We start from the raw sequence: 20,399 nt of genomic DNA, 5'->3' as shown, positions 1-20,399 counted from the left end.
CGCCGTCCTGCGACTGCTCTGGCTTCGAAACTCCACCACCGCACCGTCCTGCGAACTGCACTTGCGGATGCTGCTGCCCGGCAGTTCGTTCCTGCCGGGCCCTGCTCGATCTCGGCTACGAGAGAAACCATAGCCAGACCATCAATCAATGTCTACTCCCGCCGACATAGATTTCCGCATGTTCGACAGTGAGGTAGTCGGCCTCGAACATGGCGGGTGGGGTGGGAGGGAGCCCGTATCGCGGTGTCATCCGTTCCGAGGAGTCGCCGCACCCAGCAGCCCCACGATGCTGGAGAAGCTGTCCGCCGCGTGCCCCGCCTCCATTCCGCGCCGGAACAGATCGGCCACCGCCGACGGCAGTGCCGCGTCCACACCCGAGTCGGCGTGGGTGTCCACCACGTGCTCCATGCTGGCCAGGCCCATGGCGAGGCGGTCCACGTCGCCCTCGTGGTTGCCCGCGTCGATGCGTGACGAGTAGAAGGACAGGAACTCCGGCATCCCGGCCATGTTCAGGGAGGCGTACGGGAGGATGTCCGCCGCCGACAGGCCGTTGGCCTTGGCGAGGGCGACCGCGTACCAGTAGCTGGAGACGCTCGTCCAGAAGATGACCATGTTGAGCTGGTACATCAGCGCCGCCAGGCCGGCGTCCTCGCCCCGGTAGTCCGTCGCGCCCGTCAGTACCTCAAGCGTCGCTCGGTGTCTGTCGTACGCCTCGCGCGGGCCGCTGTAGAACGTCGAGGCCTCCGGCTTCCCGATGCCGTTCGGCGGGACGAGTACGCCGCCGGTGAGGTGGACGGCGCCGTGCCCGGCGGCCCAGGCCGCTGCCTCGCGGGCCTTCTTCGGGGTGTCCGAGCTGAGGTTGACGACGACCCGGCCGGGCAGCGCGGCTGTTGCCGGTTCGAGGACCGCGTACACCGCGTCGTAGTCCGTGAGGCTCAGGATCACCAGCTCGTTGGCGGCCACCGCCTCCTCGGGGGTGGCGGCGAGAATCGCGCCCCGCTCCACCAGGTCGTCCGCGCGGGACGCGGTGCGGTTCCAGAGCGTGACCTGGTGGCCCTTGTCGAGCAGCGTCGTCGCCATCGCGTGGCCCATGGGCCCCAGACCGATGAGGGTGAGGGGGGCGGGGGAGGTGAGGGAGGGGGTGGAAGCGGCGGAAGTGGCTGAGGTGGATGGGGTGGATGGGGTGGAAGCGGCTGGGGTGGAAGCGGCTGGGGTGGCTGGGGTGGTGGTCATGGGGCGTCTCCAGGTGGGCCGGATCCGGTTACTAGAACGAGCGCTCTATCTAGTGCTCGCCGGAAACCTAGCACGGCACTGGAACGAACGCTCTAATTAGTCCGGGAGGTAGGCTGCGCTCCATGGCTCAGACCAACGCCGTCGGATCCCGCGGAAGCCGCGGAACCCATGGAACTCACGGAACCCGCGGAACCCATGGAACCCGCGACCGCATCGTCATCGCCGCCGCGCGGCTGCTGCAGCGGCAGGGGTATGTCGGCACCGGCATCAAGCAGATCGCGAAGGACGCGGAGGCCACGCTCGGCTCCGTCTACCACTTCTTCCCTGGCGGGAAGGAGGCCGTCGCCGTGGCCGCGATCACGTACAGCGGTGAGGAGTTCGCCGAGGTGCTGAGGGACGGACTTGCCGCCGCCGACGACCCGGGCGCCGCGATCCAGGCCTGCGTCGCGGAACTCGCCGTGGGGCTGCGGGAGTCCGGGTGGGTCGATGGGTGTCCCGTCACCGCCGCGGCCCTGGAGACGTTGGGCGCGGATGACTCTGAGATCCAGCGGGTGTGCGCCGCCGCGCTGGGGAGCTGGGAGCGGCTCGTCGAGGAGAAGCTGCTCGGGTCCGGCTTCGCCCCGGGGGACGCGCGGGAGGTGGCGACCACGGTGATCAGCGCCCTTGAGGGGGCCGAGGTCACCGCCCAGGTCACCCGCAGCGAGGAGCCGCTACGGGCGGTGGGGCGTCAGTTGGCGCGGCTCGTGAGGTCGTACGAGGGTGAGGCCGCGGCGGTCGGTCGTGAGGTGTAGGTCACGCGGCCGGGGAGTGCGTTGCCGCGGCTGATGTCGCCTCGGCCCACTCCGCCACGAGCTTCTCGTACTCAAGGTGTTGCTCGGGGCGCAGATACCCGCCCGTACGAAGCCAGAGCGCGCGTATCTCCTCGTTCACCTCGGCCGCTGGGCGCGGCCGGTCCGGGGCGGCGGGAGTCGTGGTCATAGAGTGAAGCGTACGTACGAAGATGTGAAGACGACGTGAGTTCTGGTCGAATGTGATCGGTATCGCTATTTGACCCGCATGAATCAGCCAAGTTGGGCAAGAAGAAGGGGCCCGCGAGGTGAATCGCGAGCCCCTTCAGCGCAGTTCAGTCCGGTTCGATGCCGTTGAGAGTCGATGCATCGACCGATTACAGCCGTTTATGACTGCTTACGGCTGCTTACGACTGCTTCGGCTCCTCCAGGCGCGGGAACAGCACCGCACCCTTCGTCACCGTCACCCCCACCGGAAGCTGCCCCCACGTACCCGCGTCCTGGACCTTCTGCTCGGCGAGCGCGCCGAGCGAGGCCTCCGCGCCGAGCGAGTCCCACAGCTTCTGCGAGGTCTCCGGCATGATCGAGTTCAGCAGGACGGCCACCGCGCGCAGCGAATCCGCCGCCGTGTAGAGGATCGTCGCCAGGCGGGCCTTGCCCTCGGGGGACTCGTCCTTGGCCACCTTCCACGGCTCCTGCTCCGTGATGTAGCCGTTGACCTGCTTGACGAAGGCGAAGACCGCCAGGATGCCGGCCTGGAAGTCCAGCTCCTCGCCGATCTTCAGGTCGGCCGTCGCGACCGCCTTGGCCAGACCCTCCTGGACCGCCTGCTCCGCGGCACCGGACGCCGTCGCCTCGGGAAGCGTGCCGCCGAAGTACTTGCCGACCATGGCCGCCACGCGCGAGGCGAGGTTTCCGTAGTCGTTCGCCAGCTCGCTCGTGTAGCGGGCGGAGAAGTCCTCCCAGGAGAACGAGCCGTCCTGGCCGAACGCGATGGCACGCAGGAAGTACCAGCGGTACGCGTCCACGCCGAAGTGCGACGTGAGGTCCTGCGGCTTGATGCCCGTCAGGTTCGACTTCGACATCTTCTCGCCGCCGACCATCAGCCAGCCGTTCGCCGCGATACGGCCCGGCAGCGGGAGGCCCTGCGCCATCAGCATCGCGGGCCAGATGACCGCGTGGAAGCGGAGGATGTCCTTGCCGACGAGGTGGACGTCGGCGGGGAAAGTTGTCTTGAACTTCTCCTCGTCCGCTCCATAGCCGACGGCCGTGGCGTAGTTGAGGAGAGCGTCGACCCAGACGTAGATGACGTGCTTGTCGTCCCACGGGACCTTGACGCCCCAGTCGAACGTCGAGCGCGAGATGGAGAGGTCCTGCAGACCCTGCTTGACGAAGTTCACGACCTCGTTGCGCGCCGACTCCGGCTGGATGAAGTCGGGGTTGGCCGCGTAGTGCTCAAGGAGCTTGGGGCCGTACTCGCTCAGCTTGAAGAAGTAGTTCTCCTCCTTGAGGAGCTCCACCGGCTTCTTGTGGATGGGGCAGAGCTTCTGGCCCTCGAACTCGCCCTCGCCGTCGATCAGGTCGCCGGGGAGTTTGTACTCCTCGCAGCCCACGCAGTACGGGCCTTCGTAGCCGCCCTTGTAGATCTCGCCCTTGTCGTGGAGATCCTGGACGAACTCCTGCACGCGGTCCGTGTGACGCTTCTCGGTCGTGCGGATGAAGTCGTCGTTCGCGATGTTCAGGTGCTCCCAGAGAGGCCGCCAGGCCTCATCCACGAGCTTGTCGCACCACTCCTGTGGCGTGACGTTGTTCGCTTCGGCAGTGCGCATGATCTTCTGACCGTGCTCGTCCGTGCCGGTGAGGTACCACACCTTCTCGCCGCGCTGACGGTGCCAGCGCGTGAGCACGTCCCCTGCAACGGTCGTGTAGGCGTGGCCCAGGTGAGGAGCGTCGTTGACGTAGTAAATGGGGGTCGATACGTAGTACGCCTTTGCGCCTTCGCTCGTCCCCTGCTTCTCGGATCCAGTGGCCGCCATGGTCGAAATCCTAACGGCCATGGAGGGGGCGATTCACCTCGATTCCAGGGGGTGGACCCGTGGCCCACCCCCTGGACCGCCGCTACGGGCGCCAGGCCGCGAGCAGGCCCTCGTAGAGCTCGGCGTCCGTGAGCTCGCGGGGGGTCGGGCCCGCGTGGAAGAAGGCGGCGTTCTCCGCCTTCAGCTTGCGGAGGTAGTCGAAGCCCTTCGCCTCGTGCTCGCCGAACGCGACGAACTGGAAGAAGAGGGGGTGCTCGGCCGCGTCCGCGAGGGCCTGGTTGGCAGGGCCCTTCGCGTCAGGCGGTCCGTCCGTCTGGAACACGACGAGGGCCGGGCTTCCCTTGTGCTCCGACTTCTCGTAGTGGGTCACGACCTCTTCGATCGCGCGGTGGTAGCTGGTACGGCCCATGCGGCCCGCCGCCGCGTGCAGCTCGTCGATACGTCCCTCGTGCTCGGGGAGCGTGAGGGTGCCGGTGCCGTCGATCTCCGTCGAGAAGAAGACGACGTGTACGGAGGCCTCGGGGTCCGTGTGGGCGGCCAGGGCGAGTACCTGCTCGCCCAGGCTCTGGGCGGAGCCGTCCTTGTAGTACGAGCGCATGGACCCTGAGCGGTCCAGTACGAGGTACACGGGGGCGCGGACCCCGGTGAGGTCCCGCTCCTGGAGAGCTGCGCCTGCCGCCTTGTAGGCGGTGGCCAGGCCCGGGGCTCGGGTCTTCAGCTTGGCCGCGGAGAGGGCGGGCTTGCCGTTGGCTGTGGCGTCCGGCTCGGTCTCCGGCCGCTCGGTCTCCGGCTCGGTCTCCGGCTCGGCATCCGGCTCCGCCGGGGGTGCGGGGGCTTCTGCCTCTGCCGGGGCGACGGGAGTTTCCGGCTCCGCCGAGGTCACGGGCGCCTCGGCCTCTTCACCGGTAGTCGGCGCGTCCGGCTCCGCCGGGGGTGCTGCGGCTTCCGCTTCTCCATCGGCACCCGGCGTCGAGGGCTGTGCCCACCCGTCCCGCCCAGCGGGACGATTGCCCACAGCGGCGACGGGCTCGTCTGGTCCGGCTTCGGGCGTGGGCGCGGCGGCGGCGGGCTCGTCTGGTCCGGCTTCGGATGAGGGCACAGCGGCGGCGGGCGCCTCTTCCGGCTCAGGGGCGGGGGCAGTGGCCTCCTCCGCGGGCTCCGGCTCGGGGGCCTCGGTCGCAGCTTCGGCAGCCGCTGTCGGCTCGGGCTTCGGCTCCGGCTTCGGTTCGGGCTTCGGCTCCGAGGGGACGGCGTCAGCTTCAGCCGCGGGCTCGGGCTCGGCTTCAGCCGCAGGCTCAGTCGTGGGCTCGGCTTCGGCTGCGGGCTCGGGCGCAGTCGTGGGCCCAGCCGCAGGCTCAGTCGTGGGCTCGGCTTCAGCTGCGGGCTCAGCCGCAGCTGCGGGCTCAGCCGCAGCTGCGGGCTCAGCCGCAGGCTCAGGCTCCCGCTCCGGTGAAGGTGACGGCAACGTCACCCGATCGCGGTCGAATGCCGCCGCGACGAGGTCGTCCACCTCCGAAGGAGACGGTTCGGACGACGGTCCCGGAACCGTCGCCTTCGGCTGAGCCGCCGGAGGCACCCGCTCGGACGAGGGCGCCGGTACGGTCGCGGAGGCGGGCTTCGCCTCCGGAGTCTGCGGGGCCTCCGGGGATTCCGGGGACTCCGGAGCCTCCGGGGACACTGCCTCAGGCTCCGGAGCCTGATTCCCCTTGCGTGACGACCGTCCGAACGCGTTCCGCAGGACACTCAGAATGCCCATGGGTGCACCCCTTCGCGTGAGTTGATTCCCGATAACCCCTGGCCAGGGCGGACACGTAAGGTTAGCCGCCGCGACAGGCGATCTTGGTGAGGGTCGCCCAACGATCACTCTTACCGCGCACACGCAGCTCAACTGCCCTATGTGCGCTCCCGGTTCACCTCCCGTTCACTCTCAGGCCGTCGCCCTGCCGACCTCCGCGCCTAGCGTCACGGCGGAATCAAGCCACGCCGAGAGATACGACCACACAACGGAGGAACCGTGCGCAAACTGCTGCCGATCATCACCTCGCACCAGGGGAGCGGCGGCCGTTCCGCCATGACCTGCCGGTTCCGCTGTGGTGATGCCTGCTTCCACGAGGTGCCCAACACCAGCGACAACGAGTACGTCGGCGACGTCATAGCCGGTGCGCTCAGCCGCCGCTCGATGATGCGGGCCGCCGCGGTCGTGACCGTGGCCACCGCCGCGGGCAGCGCCGTCATCGCGGGCCCCGCCGCCCCCGAGGCCGAAGCCGCCGCCGGAGCCGTGTCCGGGTCCCGGAAACCCTCGTCGCACAAAAGCAAAAAAGGGGCGCGCGGTCTCCGTTTCACGCCCGTCGCGCCCAACACCACCGACACCGTCACGATCCCGGACGGCTACGCCCAGAACGTCGTCATCCGCTGGGGCGAGCCCATCCTCCGCGGGGCTCCCGCCTTCGACCCGGACAAGCAGACCGCGAAGGCGCAGGCCGGACAGTTCGGGTACAACAACGACTTCCTCTCCCTGCTGCCGCTGCGCCGCGAGCGCGGGCGGCAGGTCCTCGTGGCCAATCACGAGTACACCGACGAGATCCTGATGTTCAAGGGATACGACGCCGCGAACCCCACCCGCGACCAGGTCGAGATCGCCTGGGCCGCGCACGGCCTCTCCGTCGTGGTCGTCGAGGAGGAGCGGGGGAGCGGCAGGCTGAGCGCCGTCAGCCGTCACCAGCTCAACCGCCGCCTCACCGTCACCAGCGAGTTCCGGCTCACCGGGCCCGCAGCGGGCAGCGAGTACGTCCGTACGAAGGCCGACCCGCGCGGCACCACCGTCCTGGGCACCCTCAACAACTGCGCCGGCGGCACCACCCCCTGGGGCACGACCCTGCACGGCGAGGAGAACTTCAACCAGTACTTCGCCAACGCGGAGAAGGTCACCGACCCCACCGCCGCCGCGCGCCTCAAGCGCTACGGCGTCATCGGCACCGCCTCCGAGCGCAAGTGGGAGCGGTTCGACGACCGCTTCGACCTCGCCAAGGAGCCCAACGAGGCCAACCGCTTCGGCTGGGTCGTCGAACTCGACCCGTACGACCCCGACTCGACCCCGCGCAAGCGCACCGCGCTCGGCCGCTTCAAGCACGAGGCCGCGCAGCCGCGCCTCACGCACGACGGCCGCCCCGTGGTCTACATGGGTGACGACGAGAAGTTCGACTACTTCTACAAGTTCGTCAGCAGCAAGCGCGTCGCCAAGGGCACGTCCCGCGCCGCGCACCAGCACAACCTCACGCTGCTCGACGAGGGCACGCTGTACGTCGCCAAGCTGACGGGCGACTCCCCGGCGGGCGACATCGACGGCACGGGCAAGCTGCCCGCCGACGGTGAGTTCGACGGCAGCGGCGTCTGGATCCCGCTCGCCACCGCGGGTCCCAAGGGCCACGCCGTATCGCACGTCGACGGCATGACCGCCGAAGAGGTGTACGTCTTCACGCGCCAGGCCGGTGACAAGGTCGGCGCCACGAAGATGGACCGCCCCGAGGACATCGAGCCGTCCCCGCACACCGGCAAGGTCTACGTCGCGCTCACGAACAACTCCGACCGCGGCAAGGCGGGCAAGGCCGCTGCCGACGAGGCCAACCCGCGCAACCTCAACAAGCACGGCCAGATCCTGGAACTGACCGAGCGCCGGGGCCGCCCCGAGTCGACCACCTTCGCCTGGTCGCTCTTCCTCGTCGCGGGCGACCCCGAGGACCCGGCCACGTACTTCGCGGGCTTCCCGAAGGACAAGGTCAGCCCGATCTCCTGCCCGGACAACGTCGCCTTCGACCCGCACGGCAACCTGTGGATCTCGACGGACGGCAACCAACTCGGTTCGCACGACGGCCTGTTCGGTGTCGCGACCAAGGGTGACCGGCGCGGTGAGCTCAAGCAGTTCCTGACCATGCCGACCGGCGCGGAGACCTGCGGCCCGCTGGTCCAGGACCGCCGCGTACTCGTGTCCGTGCAGCACCCGGGCGAGGTCGACGGCGCGTCCGTCGAGAAGCCCGCGAGCGCGTGGCCCGACGGGGCGGGCAAGATCGTCCGTCCGTCGGTCATCTCCGTCTGGCGCAAGGACGGCAGCGACATCGGCGTCTGAGCGGTACCTGAACAATGGGGCACCCCCTCTCCAAGGGGGTGCCCCGTTCTCTTTCGTACCGCCGCTCCCGCCAGGTCAGTTGTCCTGCTTGCGGCGGTACAGCGCGAACCCGAGGCCCGCCGCGCCGAGCGCCGCCATGCCGCCGCCGGCCGCCATCAGCGGTGCGCTCTCGCCTGCCGGGTGCACGCCTTCGGCACCGGCCTTGACGCCGCCCTTCGGGACCACGTGAGAGGTGCCGTTCTTCGGTTGCGTGTTCGTGTTCGTGTTCGTGCTCGCGTTTGGGTTTGTGTGCGTCTGCGGCTGCGACTTCTGGCCCCCCGTCCAGCCCTTCATGGTGCCGTCAGGGTTGAGTACGAAGTGCGCGCCGTTGTGCTGTCCGTACGCGGGCTTGTTCCCGGACTGCTTGAGGGTGTCCCAGACGATCTTCTTGCCGGTTTCCGGCGCCTTGGCGATCATGTCGGCCTCGTAGCCGCTCCTGGTCTTGTAGACCTTCGCGTCGAATCCGGTGCCGCCGAGGTTCGCGTACTGGTGGACCAGGGTGCGCTTGTGGTCGGGCGTCGGCTTGGGCTGCGGCTTCGGCGGGGTCGGCTTGGCGCCCGTCCTGGTGATGGTGCCGTCGGCGGCGAGGGTGAAGGTGCTCCCGTCGATCTTGGTGCTCGACGGCTTGACGTACGCCTTCAGCGAGCCCTTTGCTGCGCCGTCGTGGGAGATGGAGGCCTTGGCGGTGCGGGCGGAGGCGTTCACGTCGACCTTCGCGGACCAGCCCTTGCCGAGGTCGGTGGTGCCCTTGGAGACCCAGCCGCCGGGGACGGGCTTGTCCTTGTCCTTGTCCTTGTTCTTCTCTTTGTCCTTGCCCTTGTCCACCAGCTTGGCGGTGACCGTGCCGTCGGGCGTCAGGGTGAAGGTGTTGCCGTCGATGGTGGTGCTCGCGGAATCCTCGTACGCGGTGAGCGAGCCCTTTGCCGCGCCGTCGTGGGAGATGGAGGCCTTGGCGGTGCGGGCGGAGGCGTTCACGTCGACCTTCGCGGACCAGCCCTTGCCGAGGTCGGTGGTGCCCTTCGACTCCCAGCTGCCCGGCTTCGGCGTCTCCGTGTCGGTGTCCGTGCCCTTGTCCTGGTCCGTGCCCTGGTTCTGGTCCGTGCCCTGGTCCTGGTCCTTGGACTTGTCCTGGCCCTGGTCCTGGTCCTGGCCCGTGGTGCCCGTCTGGTCGTCCGGGGCGATCTGGCCCTGCGGGTTCGGCGGGGTGTCGGCGGCGAAAGCCGCTGTCGTCGGGACGGCGAGAGCGGCGATCGCTCCGGTGGCGATGGCGGCGGTGCGGAAGGTACGGCGGGTGGCGCGCATAGCGGATCCCTTGTGACTGGTCGGTCGAACTGTCCGTCTTCATGCCTTTTTGTGGCGTCGACAGACATGAAGCTACGGGCGCTGTGTGTGCGTCATCCGTAGGGAACGTAACAACCGGCCGCACATGGTCACGCGGAACCGTGAAGCGGGTAAAAGTGCAGGTCAGTGGTGGTGTGGTCGAAGGTCATCGGTTGTCCGGGACCTAGGTCACCCGGGTCGGGCCGTTGGGGTCACGCCGCTGCCGCCTGCCCCGCGAGCCACTCCCCGTACGCGGGCGCCTGGCGGGCCGCCTCCCAGTACGCGGCCTCCAGTTCCCCGTACACCGCGTCGAGCGCCTTCTCCGTACGGGCGGCCACGAGCAGTCGTACGCCGAGCGGGTCGCCGTGCAACGGCCGGACCACCATGTCGGGTCTCGCGCGCGAGGTCGGCTGGCAGACCGTGACGACCTCGCCGGTGGCGACGAGGGAGGACGCGGTGAGGTAATCGCCGTGCAGGACACGGGGGTTGAGGCCGGCCGCGCGAAGGACCCGGAGCAGCCCGTCCCACTCGCCGTCCACCGTCGGGTCCACCATCCAGCGGTCGGCGGCGAGGTCGGTGAGGTGGACGACGGGCTGTGCCGCCGCCGGGTGGTCGGCGGAGAGGAAGACGAACTGCGGCTCCCGCTCGACAAGCACGCGCCGCCGCAGCCCGTCCGGAAGCCGCAGCGGACTCCCCTCCACCTCGTGCACGAAGGCCACGTCGAGCTGGCCGCCCGCGACCATCCGCAGCAGCGCGTTCGCGGAGACGTCCATCTGGAGCGAGGTCTCGGCGGCGGGCAGGCGTACGCGAAGGCGGCGCAGCCAGCCCGGTATGGCGACGTTCGCCGTGGAGCCGATGCGCAGCTGCGGGCCCTCGGACGCGCGGGCGGCGGCGGCCTTGGTCTCGCTCACCAGCGCCCGCATCTCGCTGACGAGGGGGCGGGCGCGGCTGAGGGCGACGCGGCCGAGCGGGGTCGGGCGGCAGCCGGTGCGCTCGCGGGCGAAGAGCTGGCCGCCGATCTCCTGCTCGATGCGGCGCAGCTGTGTCGTCAACGAGGGTTGGCTCATGCCGAGTTGACGTGCAGCCTTGTGCAGGCTGCCGGTATCGGCGATGGCGCACAGTGCGCGGAGGTGCCTCACCTCGAGCTCCATGGCTGTGAGCGTAGAGCGGTGGGCGGCGCTGCACCAGACTCACAAACCCCATGGGAACCGCCTGATTTGGGCACAAGGAGAGTCGGTCGGAAGGTTGGCCGGGACTCGTCCGGGCGGGGACCGGGGCTCGTCCGGAACCCCTCCGGGACTCGTCCGGGCGGGGGCCGGAGAGGGACCGGAACGTTGGCGGAGGGCCGGTGATAGCTCGGCGCTATCGCCACTTGCCATCATCCGCAGACGCCCCGGGCTCCCTGACACTCCCGATACCGAACCGTTCACCTTTCACAGAACGAGTAGGGAGCCCCCCACATGAACAAGCGTTACCTGTCCGCCGTCGCCGTCCTCGGCCTTGCCGCCGCGGGTCTCGGCTCGACGACAGCCACGGCCGCGACCCCCACCGCGCCGTCCAACACCGCCTCGTACGCCAAGTACGCGGGCTCCGGCGAGGAAGCCGCGGCCAACAAGGCGTTCTTCGAGGCCGTCCTGAAGTCGGTCGCCGAGAAGCGTGCCGCCAACCCCGGCACGAAGCAGGTCACGGTGGTGTACGACGCCTCCGGTGCCCCGACCTTCGCGCAGCAGATAGCCAGCAGCACCTCCATCTGGAACAGCGCGGTGTCCAACGTGAAGCTCCAGGCGGGGAGCAGCGGTGCGAGCTTCGAGTACCGCGAGGGGAACGACTCGCGCGGCTCGTACGCGAGCACGGACGGCCACGGCAACGGGTACGTCTTCCTGGACTACGCCCAGAACCAGCAGTACGACTCGACGCGCGTGACGGCGCACGAGACGGGGCACGTCCTCGGCCTTCCGGACCACTACGAAGGGCCGTGCAGTGAGCTGATGTCCGGCGGCGGGCCCGGCACTTCGTGCACCAACTCGCAGCCGGACGCGAACGAGAAGGCCCAGGTCAACCAGTTGTGGGCCAACGGTCTCGCGAAGGCGATGAAGCAGCTGGACAGAGCGGAGAAGGTCGGCTGAGTCCGGACCTCCCCCGCTGCACCTGCTCCATCCGCTGCACCTGCTGTACCTGCTGAACCTGCCTCATTCGCTCCACCCGCTCCACCTGCCTTCCCCTCACTGTGCCCGTCAGCGCGCTCGGCGCTGACGGGCACAGTGGTGTTGGGCTCAGGGGCTAGGGGTTCAGGGGCCGGGGAGCTGAGCCTTCACTCGCTCGTGTAGTAGCGGTAGAACATCACCGCGAACACCCCGGCCGCCACAGCGAGCGCCATGATCGTGGACCGCAGGACGGTCGCGTCGCTCAGGCTGTACAGGTAGCCGAACGCGATTCCCGCGAAGCCCGCCCAGGCCGCCGCGCGCAGCTCGCGTGGCAGACCCGGCGCGATCGCGCGCAGGCCCATGAAGACCGCGGCGACGACGACTCCGGCCACGACGCCGAGCAGGACGTTGCCGGTGGTGATGGGCCCCGCGTCGCGTGCCATTCCCGCCGCCCAGACGCCGTAGACGACGCCGAGGAGCACGGCGGCCGTCGCGGCCCTGCTGACGGCGGAGCCGCCGAACACGCGGGGTGCTGATGAGGTGGGTGCCACGTGAGCCATGACGGTTCCTCCAGACACGTTCGCCCCCGGTCCAGCGCTTCACGCCCGCCCTACATCAAGGGCACACCCGCCTGCGCCGCCCGGCAACTCGGCGGCTTCAGTGGTATCGGTTGTAGCCGCCCTGGCACGTGTCCCAGCACGGCTTGTACTCCTTGCAGGGATCCGAGGACCCGCAGCTGGGCACATGCTGCCCGCCGACATCGACGTACGCGGCGCTGGCCCAGCCCTGCACCCCGCCGAGCCAGTACCAGGAGGTGTCGCCCCAGACACTCGTGCCCTGCGTCTCGCACTCGACGCGGTCCTGGCTCTCCGCGGGCAGTCTCGCGACGATCGTGGCGCTGGTGGACGGCATGTCCCGGATCTTCAGGTCGACGGGGGCGACGATCGTCCCCCAGACCACGTCGTGGTTGTTGTGCGTGGGTGGCGCCGAGGCGGATGCCGGCGCGGCACCTCCGAGGGAGAGCGCACCCGCGGTCATGAGCGCGGCGGCGAGAGTTCCCAGGGCGGCCGGAGTGGTTCTCAGGGCCGGAGTGGTCCGCATGATCGACCTCCTCGTTCCCCCCGATCTGCCCCCGCCCCTTCTCCCCACCTTCCAGCAAACACCCGTTCGGGCGAACGCTCCACCGGACGATGAGTTCGTGCCTCAGGGGCGGTCCGACTTCGCGACGAACCACTGACCGTGACAACCCCATGACCGTGACAGACCCACCGAGAGTAGCGACGCGGCTCTACAGCCGCGAGTAGCGACGAGCCTCCTCAACCACAGACTGGAGTTCCTCAACCGCAGGCTGGAGTTCCTCAACCGCAGGTGGGACTTCCTTGCCCCATCTGCACTCGTCCCGGTCGCGCCCGGCGTGAGCGGGGCTTCGGCTTGGGACGTGCTCATGCTCAGACGTCCGCTGTCCGCCCTGCTGCTCGTGCTCGCCTGTGTCCTTGTGCCGCTCGGCGCGCTCTCCACCTGGGCGAAGTACGAGATCCAGGACGCCGATCAGTACGTCGCCACGATGGCGCCGCTCGCCTCCGACTCCGCGGTGCGGGGCGCGGTGGCCGACGCGGTCACGGACGGGGTGATGAAGGAGATCGACGTCGGACCGCTGCAGGGCACGGTCGAGTCGTTCGTACGGGACGCGGTGCGGTCCTTCACCGGGACAGCGGCGTTCAAGACGGCCTGGAAGTCGGCGAACCGCGAGGCGCACGCCGCGGTGCAGGACGCTCTCACCGACCAGGCCGACGGAGGCGCCGTCACCATCGACCTCGCGCCGATCACTCAGCAGGTCAAGAAGCAACTGGCCGACGACGGCGTGCCGTTCGCGAACCGCATCCCGGTCGAGCACACCGAAGTGACGCTCATGCAGTCCTCGGACCTCGGTCCCTTCGGGAAGGGATTCCACATGCTCCAGGTGGCGGGCCTCTGGCTCCCGGTCGCCGCGGTGCTCCTCGCCGTGGCCGGCATCTTCCTGGCGGTGCGCCGCCGCCGCGCGATCATCTGCACGGCGCTCGGCGCGGCCCTCGGCGGGGCGGTACTCGCCGTCGCGATCGCGGTGGGCCGGGGCCTGACCCTGGACGATCTGCCGAAGGACGTCTCCCGCCCGGCGGCCGAGGCGGTGTACGACGCGTTGACGTCTTCGCTGAGTGTGGCGGCGTGGGTGATTCTGGGGGTGGGCATCGCGGTCGCGCTCGCCACGTGGCTGCTGGGACGCCGCGGGGCGAGCGCGACTCAGGCATCATCAGCTCCGGCGTCGTCGGCTCCGGTCGAGAACACCGGTGCGTCCGGAGTCTGAGGGGGCCTGAGGGGACTCTGAGGAGGACTGAGGGGTGGGAAGCCGAGGGGGACTGCAACCTGCCCCCCGCTCAAGCCGTCTCTGAGGGAAGATTCGCGCACGGACCCCAGACGGAGAGACCCCAGAGCGGAGAGGCCGGCCTTGGACAGCGCAACGGCAGCGAGGACGGCCCCCCAGGACGACTGGCCCGAGCCGCGGGAGAAGAGGCGACCCCGGCGACGGCCCGCCGCATGGCTGGCCGCCCTCCTCCTCGCAGGCGTGTCCGCCATCCTCGGCTTCCGCGTCGCCGACTCCGACGGCCTCACCCCCGTACCGCAGATCCTCGCCTTCCTGCCGTTCCTCCTCGCCCCGGCGATCGTCGCTCTTCTGCTCGCGGCGCTCGCCCGCTGGCGCGTCGGCCTCGTCTGGGGCGTCATCGTGCTCGGCGGCGTCGCCTGGTTCCTCGAGCCGTACGGCAAGACGGACGACCCCAAAGGCCCCGCCGTCGCCGAGATCCGCGTCATGGCGTCGAACGTGCAGTTCGGCCAGGCCACCCACGGCCTGCTCAAGGCGGTCCGCAAGGAGAAACCCGACCTCCTCTTCGTCCCGGAGTGCGACTACACCTGCTCGGACACCCTGCGCGACGAACTGCCCCGCGCCGACTACCCGTACCGCACCGCGAGCGAGGCAGGCGGCGCCGAGGGCTCGGTGATCGTCAGCAAGCTGCCCCTGAAGAAGGCGAGCGGCCTCGCTGGCACGCTCGGCATGCCCGGCGCCGTGGCCGATCTTGAGGACGGCCACCAGGTCCGCATACAGCTCGCCCACCCGATGCCGCCGCTGCCCAAGCAACTCGGCACCTGGCGCACCGAGCTCGCCGAACTGCGCGACTACGCCGCCAAGGGCAAGCGCGCGAACCGGTCCACCATCATCGCGGGCGACTTCAACGCCACCCAGGACCACGCGGCGTTCCGCGACATCCTGGACACCGGCGGCGTACGCGACGCCGCCCGCCTCGCCGGGTCCGCCCGCACCCCCAGCTGGCCCGCCGACCTGATCTCACCGCTTGGCACCCAGATCGACCACGTCCTCGCGACCCCGGACTTCTCGGCGCGCGACGCCCGCTTCCTGGAGATCGGCGACACGGACCACCGGGCACTGGTGGTGGATCTGACGCTGCACGGAGGGGACCGGTAAAAATGGCCGCATGCGCCGCCGCGACTCACCCGCACCACCGGGCCCTCGCTCCCTGAGCGCCCTCGCCCCACCCCCCTGGCTGGTCAGGACACTCAAGCCACAGCCCGCGCCGATCCCGTGGGCCGCGGTGGCGCGCGCGTCCATCGCCCTGGCGCTGCCCCTCCTCGTGGGCCTCGCGGCGGGGCAGCCCGCGTACGGCGCGCTCGCCTCCATGGGTGCCCTCTCCGGAGTCATCGGCGACACCGCCGACGCGTACCGCATGCGGATCCTCAACATCGCGGTCCCGCAGCTCTTCGGCGCGATCGGCGTCACCATCGGCTCGCTCGTCTTCGGGCACGGCTGGGTCGCGGTCGGCGTGGTCACGCTCGTCGCCCTCGTCTCCGGGATGATGTCCACGATCGGCGCCGTGGCGTCCGTGTCAGGGCTGCTCCTGCTGCTCAACTCCGTGGTGGGCGCGGGGCTTCCGATGCCGGGCGAGTGGTGGCTTGCGCCCGCCCTGATGACCGGCGGCGGCCTCCTCGTCCTCACCCTCGCCCTCCTCGCCTGGCCGCTGCGGTCCGGCATCCCGGAGCGGGCCGCCGTCGCGGCGACCTACCGCGGCGTGGCCGCGCTGCTCGAAGCCGCGGGCACCGAGCGCTACGACGACGCGCGCGCGGCCGTCACCACATCCCTGAACCACTCGTACGACCTCGTCCTCGCCCGGCGCACCCGCGCGCACGGCCGCAACCCCGATCTGGTGCGCCTGGTCGCCCAGTTGAACGCGATCACGCCGGTCATCGAGGCCGCGCCCGCAGCGCACCAGTGCGGGGTTCCGATGCCGCCGGAGTTCCCCGCGCAGGTGCGGCGACTGGCGGACGCGGTGGCGGGCCGCGCGGCGACCCCGATCGCCGACCCCGACCTGCCCCCGCCCTCCGACCCGTCGGCCGACGCGGTCGACCATGCCCTGCGGCACGTCGCCGAGCTCCTCAACGACTCCGACCCGCACGGCATCGTGAATGTCGACGACGGCCTGGGCCGACCCGCCGCTCTGCGCGTCCGGGCCCGCAGAGCGGCCCGCAACGTCGTCCTGTCGAGCGCGTCCTGGCGCTACGGCCTGCGGCTCGCCCTCTGCATCGGCATCGCCCAGTCCCTGGTGTCGCTGATCGAGGTGCCCCGCTCGTACTGGGTGGCGCTCACCGTCACCTTCGTCCTCAAGCCCGACTTCGGCTCGGTCTTCTCACGGGCGGTGCTGCGGGCGCTCGGCACGGCCGCCGGGCTCGTGGTGGCGGCGGCCGTGCTGTCGCAGGTGCCCAGGGGCTGGTGGGACGTGCCGGTGATGATGGTCCTGGCGGCGCTGATTCCGGCGTTCACACCGCGGGGTTACGGCTACCAGACGGCCGCGATCACCCCGGTGATCCTGCTCCTCTCCGACGTCCTGAACCACCAGGGCTTCGGGCTCGTCGTGCCGCGCCTGGTCGACAGCCTGATCGGCTGCGGGATCTCGCTGGTGGCGGGGTACTTGCTGTGGCCCGAGAGCTGGCACACCCGGATCGGCGACCGGCTCGCGGACGCGGTCGCCGATACGGCGTCGTACGTCGAGAGCGCGTTCGGCACGGCCGTGGACGCGGCCGCTCGGGCGCGGATGCGGCGGGGTCTGTACCGGGACATGTCCGTCATCCGGACGGAGTTCCAGCGCGCTCTGACCGAGCCGCCGCCGATGGGAGCGCGGGCGGCGGCGTGGTGGCCTCTGGTGATCGCGGTGGAGCGGATCGTGGATGCGACCACCGCCGCGCGGGTGCGGATCGGGCACGGGGCGGGGGAGCCGACACTGACGGAGGTCGGGGAGATCGCCCGCCAGCTGCGGGAGTTGGCGGATGGCCTGCGGGACTCGGAGACCCTGGAGGAGGTCCCGGCCCCGTTCACCACCGGGCCCCAGGAGAGCGTCCTGGAGCCGCTCCGTCAGGAGGTGGTCGCCGCGCGGGCGATCGCATCGCCGAGGGAGTGAGGTTCAGGCGTTCCCCGCGGGGCTCCCCCCGATCCCGCCCCTTCCCGAAACCATGGGGCTCCGCCCTTGAACCCCCGCCAAGACGGCCTCGAACGCCGGACGGCTGAAGGATTTCAGCCGTCCGGCGTTCGAGGACCGGGGTCCGGGGCGGAGTTGGGGATCAGAGCGTTTCGAGGTCCACTGCGCGGGCCATCGCCCGATACCCCGCATCGTTCGGGTGCAGGTGATCCCCGCTGTCGAACTCCGGCGCGATCCGCTCCCCGTCAGCCGGGTCCGCCAGAGCCCGGTCGAAGTCCACGTACCCGTCGTACTCCCCGGAGTCGCGCACCCACTCGTTGAACTCATCGCTCACCTTGGCCGCCCGCTCCCCATAGTGATCAGAGCCCCCCAGCGGCAGCAACGTAGCCCCCACCGCCTTGACCCCCTTTGCATGTGCGGCCCGGATCAACGTCCGGTGACCCGCGATGAGTTCAGCCGCGCTCACCTTCGGCGCGGGCTTGTACGTGGGCGTATCGCTCTCGCTGAAGCCGATGTCGTTCAGGCCTTCGAGGACGACGACCGTCCCCACCCCCGGCAGGTCCAGCGCGTCCCGGCCGAACCGGGCCGTACCCCTCTCGCCGTACCAGGCCGAGTCGTTGAGGACGAGGTTCCCGCCGATACCGGCGTTGAGCACCGGACGGGGCGTGCCCGCCTTGGCGAGGCGTTCGGCGAGGGCGTCGGACCAGCGGCGGTTGAGGTCGGTGGAGGAGGCGAAACCGTCGGTGGTGGAGTCGCCGAAGAGGACGACGCCGTCTTTCCGGCGGGCGCGGTCACCGCTGCTCGTGACGTCCACGCCCGACAGGAAGTACCAGGACTCCGTCGACTCGTCGAACGCCCCCGCCCCGGAGTCCTCGACGTGATCGCCGTCCGCCCGGTAACTCGTCGAGAAGGACTGCGCGTGGAACGTGGCGGGTCCCGTCGTGCGGGCGAGATGCAGGGTGACGGTGACCGACTCGAAGGGCTTGAGGTTCAACCTCGCCTCATCGCTGGAGAGTTGACCGTGCGCCGGGATCGAGACCGACCGCCTTCCCCCGAATGTGAGCCGCCGCACCGAGCCCTCCTCGACGGCGGCCCCCTTCTTCGTACGAGCGACGGTCGCGCCCGCGATGTGCAGCGGCGATGTGCCGTACGCGTGGGAGAGCCGTATGCGGGCTCTGTCGCCGCCCCGCGTGACGCGTACGACCTGGCGCAGGGTCTGGCCCGAGAATCCGTCCTCCGACCAGTTCGGCTTGAACCCGGTACTCGGCCGCTGCGGCGAAGCCGCCCAGGCGGCGGTCCAGGTGGGTCCCGGCGACGATTTCGAGCCCGATGCGTGGGCTCCCGTGACGGCGAGACCGGCCGTCAGGGCGAGCGCGGCAGCGGCGGCGACAGCGGAAGTGCGAGTGCGAGTGCGCGAAAGCATGTGGATCTCCGGGGAGTTGAAGGAAGCGGAGCGAAGCGACGACGTCCGTGGACCGGACTCCTCCAAGATCCGCCCCCACCACCCCCCGATCAACGACGATCCATGAAACGATCGGCACGCTCAGGCTTATAGATGCAGGTCAGGGATGGGCGGGTGACGGGGGAGAATGGAACGGCAAGAGCTTGAGACCTTTCTGACACTCGCCGAAGAACTCCACTTCGGCCGCACCGCCGAACGCCTCCTCCTCTCCCAGGCGCGCGTCAGCCAGACCGTGAAGAAGCTGGAGCGCAAGATCGGCGCCCCGCTCTTCGAGCGCACGAGCCGCAAGGTGGAGATATCCCCGCTGGGCCGTCAGCTGTACGACGATCTGGCGCCGCTGCACCTGAGGATGGAGGCCGCGGTCGCCCGCGCCAAGGACACGGCGCGCGGTGTCGACGGGGAGCTGACCGTCGCCTTCCTCGGGTCGGGCGCTGGCTCGCTGACCTCCGCGATCCTTGAGACGTTCCGTGCGCGCTGCCCGCGCTGCGACGTCCGGATGCGGGAGACCCAGTTCGGGGATCCGCTCGGCACGCTCCGGAGCGGCGAGGCCGACGCGCTGTTCACCTGCCTGCCCGTCGAGGAGCCGGACCTCACCGTCGGGCCCGTCGTCATCAACGAACCCCGCATGCTCGCCGTGCCCCTCGGCCACCGTTTCGCCGGTCGCGGCAGCGTGTCCCTCGAAGAGTGCGCGGGCGAGACCTTCTTCGGCGTCGTCAACGGCGCGCCCGCCTACTGGTGGGACTTCCACGTCCCGCCCCGCACACCCGGCGGCCTGCCGATCCGCCGCGGCCGGTCCGTCGCCGGATTCCAGGAGCTGATGACGCTGGTGGCCACGGGGCAGGGGGTGTCGCCGGTCATCGCGTCCGTGGAGAAGTACTACTCACGGCCGGACATCGTCTTCGTACCCCTTGACGACGTTCCGTCGGCCGATGTCGCGCTCATCTCGCGTACGGCCGCCGCGGGCACCCCGCGCCTTGAGGAGTTCGTCCGGGCGGTGCGTGACGCCGTCGCGGCGAACGGCGGCCCGGCGCGTTTCTGACGCCCGGCGTGTTCTTGACGCCCTGACGCCCCCCCGGGCCCGCACGCGCGAGGATGCCGTGCGTGACCGCTGCCCTGACCTATTCCGCTGCCTTCATCACCTTCTTCTCCGTCGTCGGCCCGCCCAAGGTGCTGCTCGCCTTCGGCGGCCTCGCGCAGAACCACCCGGTCCGCGAGCTGCGCACGATCGCCCTCGTCTCGTCGGGGGCGGCCGTCCTGGTGGGTCTGATCGCGGGCTTCACCGCGCCATGGCTCCTTGAGCTCTTCCACATCTCCACCCCCGCTCTGCAACTCGCGGGCGGTGTCATCTTCTTCATCTACGCCGTCGGACTCGTACTCGGCGTCCACCTCGGCTCGGACCACGCGAACCAGGACGCCCCCGATCTCGTCAGCGGCGTACGCGAACTGCTGATGCCGTACATCGTGAGCCCGCTCGCCATGACCGCCGTACTGATCGAGGCGGCGGCCCGCGACACCTGGACCTGGCGTTCCACCGTCGTCGGCGCGTACGTGACCGTGGTCGCCCTGGATCTGGTCTGCGTGGTCCTCCTCGCGCGCGTCCTGCGCGGCACACATCACGCGACGATCGAGCTCTTCGGCAGGCTGCTCGGCCTGCTCCTCGCGGCGGTCGGCGTGGACCTGGTCCTCGACGGGCTCGGGGCGCTGGGGGTGCCGGGCCTTGACCGCCCCTGACCTGCCG

17 protein-coding genes are annotated in these 20,399 nt (G+C 70.1%); 8 read left to right on the top strand and 9 right to left on the bottom strand.

Translation table 11 applies throughout. The features are described from left to right. Positions 1-246: 246 nt before the first annotated feature. A complete protein-coding gene (locus tag ACFVXC_RS07470; protein WP_389902434.1) occupies positions 247-1,233 on the bottom strand; it encodes an NAD(P)-dependent oxidoreductase in 987 nt (328 codons plus the stop codon). Positions 1,234-1,355: 122 nt separating this feature from the next. Here ACFVXC_RS07470 and ACFVXC_RS07465 point away from each other — a divergent pair, with 122 nt between their 5' ends. After that, positions 1,356-2,024: a TetR/AcrR family transcriptional regulator gene (locus tag ACFVXC_RS07465; RefSeq protein ID WP_389902432.1), complete on the top strand. Its 669-nt coding sequence runs from the start codon at positions 1,356-1,358 to the stop codon at positions 2,022-2,024. A gap of 1 nt (position 2,025) precedes the next feature. Here the strand turns inward: ACFVXC_RS07465 and ACFVXC_RS07460 are convergent, their stop codons facing one another. The 3 genes from ACFVXC_RS07460 to ACFVXC_RS07450 form a co-directional block, all read right to left on the bottom strand. Then, the gene (locus ACFVXC_RS07460; protein WP_389902430.1) at positions 2,026-2,211 is read right to left on the bottom strand and encodes a hypothetical protein; all 186 of its coding nucleotides are present in this window, start codon (positions 2,209-2,211) and stop codon (positions 2,026-2,028) included. A gap of 217 nt (positions 2,212-2,428) precedes the next feature. Beyond that, positions 2,429-4,057, bottom strand: coding sequence for a methionine--tRNA ligase (gene metG / locus ACFVXC_RS07455; protein WP_389902427.1), 1,629 nt, complete (start codon positions 4,055-4,057; stop codon positions 2,429-2,431). Positions 4,058-4,139: 82 nt separating this feature from the next. Then, positions 4,140-4,940, bottom strand: a complete 801-nt coding sequence (locus ACFVXC_RS07450) for a VWA domain-containing protein (protein ID WP_389902425.1) — start codon at positions 4,938-4,940, stop codon at positions 4,140-4,142. A 1,131-nt stretch (positions 4,941-6,071) separates the two neighbouring features. On the opposite strand from ACFVXC_RS07450, the gene ACFVXC_RS07445 reads away from it, so the two are divergent. After that, positions 6,072-8,180 carry a PhoX family protein gene (locus tag ACFVXC_RS07445; protein WP_389902422.1) on the top strand — a complete coding sequence of 703 codons (2,109 nt, stop codon included), beginning with the start codon at positions 6,072-6,074 and terminating at the stop codon, positions 8,178-8,180. 75 nt (positions 8,181-8,255) lie between these two features. Here the strand turns inward: ACFVXC_RS07445 and ACFVXC_RS07440 are convergent, their stop codons facing one another. Then, positions 8,256-9,521, bottom strand: a complete 1,266-nt coding sequence (locus ACFVXC_RS07440) for a hypothetical protein (RefSeq protein WP_389902420.1) — start codon at positions 9,519-9,521, stop codon at positions 8,256-8,258. Positions 9,522-9,751: 230 nt separating this feature from the next. Next, positions 9,752-10,690: a LysR family transcriptional regulator gene (locus ACFVXC_RS07435; protein ID WP_389902417.1), complete on the bottom strand. Its 939-nt coding sequence runs from the start codon at positions 10,688-10,690 to the stop codon at positions 9,752-9,754. A 309-nt stretch (positions 10,691-10,999) separates the two neighbouring features. Between ACFVXC_RS07435 and snpA the strand changes: the two genes are divergently transcribed. Beyond that, on the top strand, positions 11,000-11,665 hold the full coding sequence (snpA, locus tag ACFVXC_RS07430; RefSeq protein WP_389902414.1) for a snapalysin: 666 nt from the start codon (positions 11,000-11,002) through the stop codon (positions 11,663-11,665). Between the two features lie 185 nt (positions 11,666-11,850). Here the strand turns inward: snpA and ACFVXC_RS07425 are convergent, their stop codons facing one another. Both ACFVXC_RS07425 and ACFVXC_RS07420 read right to left on the bottom strand, forming a co-directional pair. After that, positions 11,851-12,243 carry a hypothetical protein gene (locus tag ACFVXC_RS07425; protein ID WP_389902412.1) on the bottom strand — a complete coding sequence of 131 codons (393 nt, stop codon included), beginning with the start codon at positions 12,241-12,243 and terminating at the stop codon, positions 11,851-11,853. 97 nt (positions 12,244-12,340) lie between these two features. Beyond that, positions 12,341-12,784 (bottom strand): SH3 domain-containing protein, encoded by a 444-nt coding sequence (locus ACFVXC_RS07420; protein WP_389902410.1) that lies wholly within the window; start codon positions 12,782-12,784, stop codon positions 12,341-12,343. Positions 12,785-13,127: 343 nt separating this feature from the next. Between ACFVXC_RS07420 and ACFVXC_RS07415 the strand changes: the two genes are divergently transcribed. The 3 genes from ACFVXC_RS07415 to ACFVXC_RS07405 all read left to right on the top strand — a co-directional run bounded on the left by ACFVXC_RS07415 (position 13,128) and on the right by ACFVXC_RS07405 (position 17,181). Next, a complete protein-coding gene (locus ACFVXC_RS07415) occupies positions 13,128-14,024 on the top strand; it encodes a hypothetical protein (protein WP_389902408.1) in 897 nt (298 codons plus the stop codon). 141 nt (positions 14,025-14,165) lie between these two features. Then, on the top strand, positions 14,166-15,197 hold the full coding sequence (locus ACFVXC_RS07410; RefSeq protein ID WP_389902405.1) for an endonuclease/exonuclease/phosphatase family protein: 1,032 nt from the start codon (positions 14,166-14,168) through the stop codon (positions 15,195-15,197). Between the two features lie 10 nt (positions 15,198-15,207). Next, entirely contained in the window at positions 15,208-17,181 is a 1,974-nt protein-coding gene (locus ACFVXC_RS07405) for an FUSC family protein (RefSeq protein WP_389902402.1), read from the top strand. Between the two features lie 160 nt (positions 17,182-17,341). On the opposite strand, the gene ACFVXC_RS07400 is transcribed toward ACFVXC_RS07405, so the two are convergent. Continuing rightward, complete coding sequence (locus tag ACFVXC_RS07400) at positions 17,342-18,622, bottom strand: SGNH/GDSL hydrolase family protein (RefSeq protein WP_389902400.1); 1,281 nt, start codon at positions 18,620-18,622, stop codon at positions 17,342-17,344. Between the two features lie 166 nt (positions 18,623-18,788). On the opposite strand from ACFVXC_RS07400, the gene ACFVXC_RS07395 reads away from it, so the two are divergent. Both ACFVXC_RS07395 and ACFVXC_RS07390 read left to right on the top strand, forming a co-directional pair. Then, the gene (locus tag ACFVXC_RS07395) at positions 18,789-19,700 is read left to right on the top strand and encodes a LysR family transcriptional regulator (protein ID WP_389902398.1); all 912 of its coding nucleotides are present in this window, start codon (positions 18,789-18,791) and stop codon (positions 19,698-19,700) included. Positions 19,701-19,762: 62 nt separating this feature from the next. Beyond that, positions 19,763-20,392 (top strand): MarC family protein, encoded by a 630-nt coding sequence (locus ACFVXC_RS07390; RefSeq protein WP_389902395.1) that lies wholly within the window; start codon positions 19,763-19,765, stop codon positions 20,390-20,392. The last annotated feature ends 7 nt before the right edge of the window (positions 20,393-20,399 follow it).

This window comes from Streptomyces sp. NPDC058257 (assembly GCF_042881845.1).
Classification (GTDB): domain Bacteria; phylum Actinomycetota; class Actinomycetes; order Streptomycetales; family Streptomycetaceae; genus Streptomyces.
Note: the sequence above shows the minus strand (reverse complement) of the source record. Positions and strands in the feature narration are given on the sequence as shown.

Excerpts from the sequence above, each read along its gene's own strand:
- ACFVXC_RS07470 (WP_389902434.1), bottom strand. The coding sequence starts at position 1,233 with ATGACCACCACCCCAGCCACCCCAGCCGCTTCCACCCCAGCCGCTTCC.
- ACFVXC_RS07465 (WP_389902432.1), top strand. The coding sequence starts at position 1,356 with ATGGCTCAGACCAACGCCGTCGGATCCCGCGGAAGCCGCGGAACCCAT.
- ACFVXC_RS07460 (WP_389902430.1), bottom strand. The coding sequence starts at position 2,211 with ATGACCACGACTCCCGCCGCCCCGGACCGGCCGCGCCCAGCGGCCGAG.
- metG (WP_389902427.1), bottom strand. The coding sequence starts at position 4,057 with ATGGCGGCCACTGGATCCGAGAAGCAGGGGACGAGCGAAGGCGCAAAG.
- ACFVXC_RS07440 (WP_389902420.1), bottom strand. The coding sequence starts at position 9,521 with ATGCGCGCCACCCGCCGTACCTTCCGCACCGCCGCCATCGCCACCGGA.
- ACFVXC_RS07435 (WP_389902417.1), bottom strand. The coding sequence starts at position 10,690 with ATGGAGCTCGAGGTGAGGCACCTCCGCGCACTGTGCGCCATCGCCGAT.
- snpA (WP_389902414.1), top strand. The coding sequence starts at position 11,000 with ATGAACAAGCGTTACCTGTCCGCCGTCGCCGTCCTCGGCCTTGCCGCC.
- ACFVXC_RS07425 (WP_389902412.1), bottom strand. The coding sequence starts at position 12,243 with ATGGCTCACGTGGCACCCACCTCATCAGCACCCCGCGTGTTCGGCGGC.
- ACFVXC_RS07420 (WP_389902410.1), bottom strand. The coding sequence starts at position 12,784 with ATGCGGACCACTCCGGCCCTGAGAACCACTCCGGCCGCCCTGGGAACT.
- ACFVXC_RS07415 (WP_389902408.1), top strand. The coding sequence starts at position 13,128 with ATGCTCAGACGTCCGCTGTCCGCCCTGCTGCTCGTGCTCGCCTGTGTC.
- ACFVXC_RS07405 (WP_389902402.1), top strand. The coding sequence starts at position 15,208 with ATGCGCCGCCGCGACTCACCCGCACCACCGGGCCCTCGCTCCCTGAGC.
- ACFVXC_RS07400 (WP_389902400.1), bottom strand. The coding sequence starts at position 18,622 with ATGCTTTCGCGCACTCGCACTCGCACTTCCGCTGTCGCCGCCGCTGCC.
- ACFVXC_RS07395 (WP_389902398.1), top strand. The coding sequence starts at position 18,789 with ATGGAACGGCAAGAGCTTGAGACCTTTCTGACACTCGCCGAAGAACTC.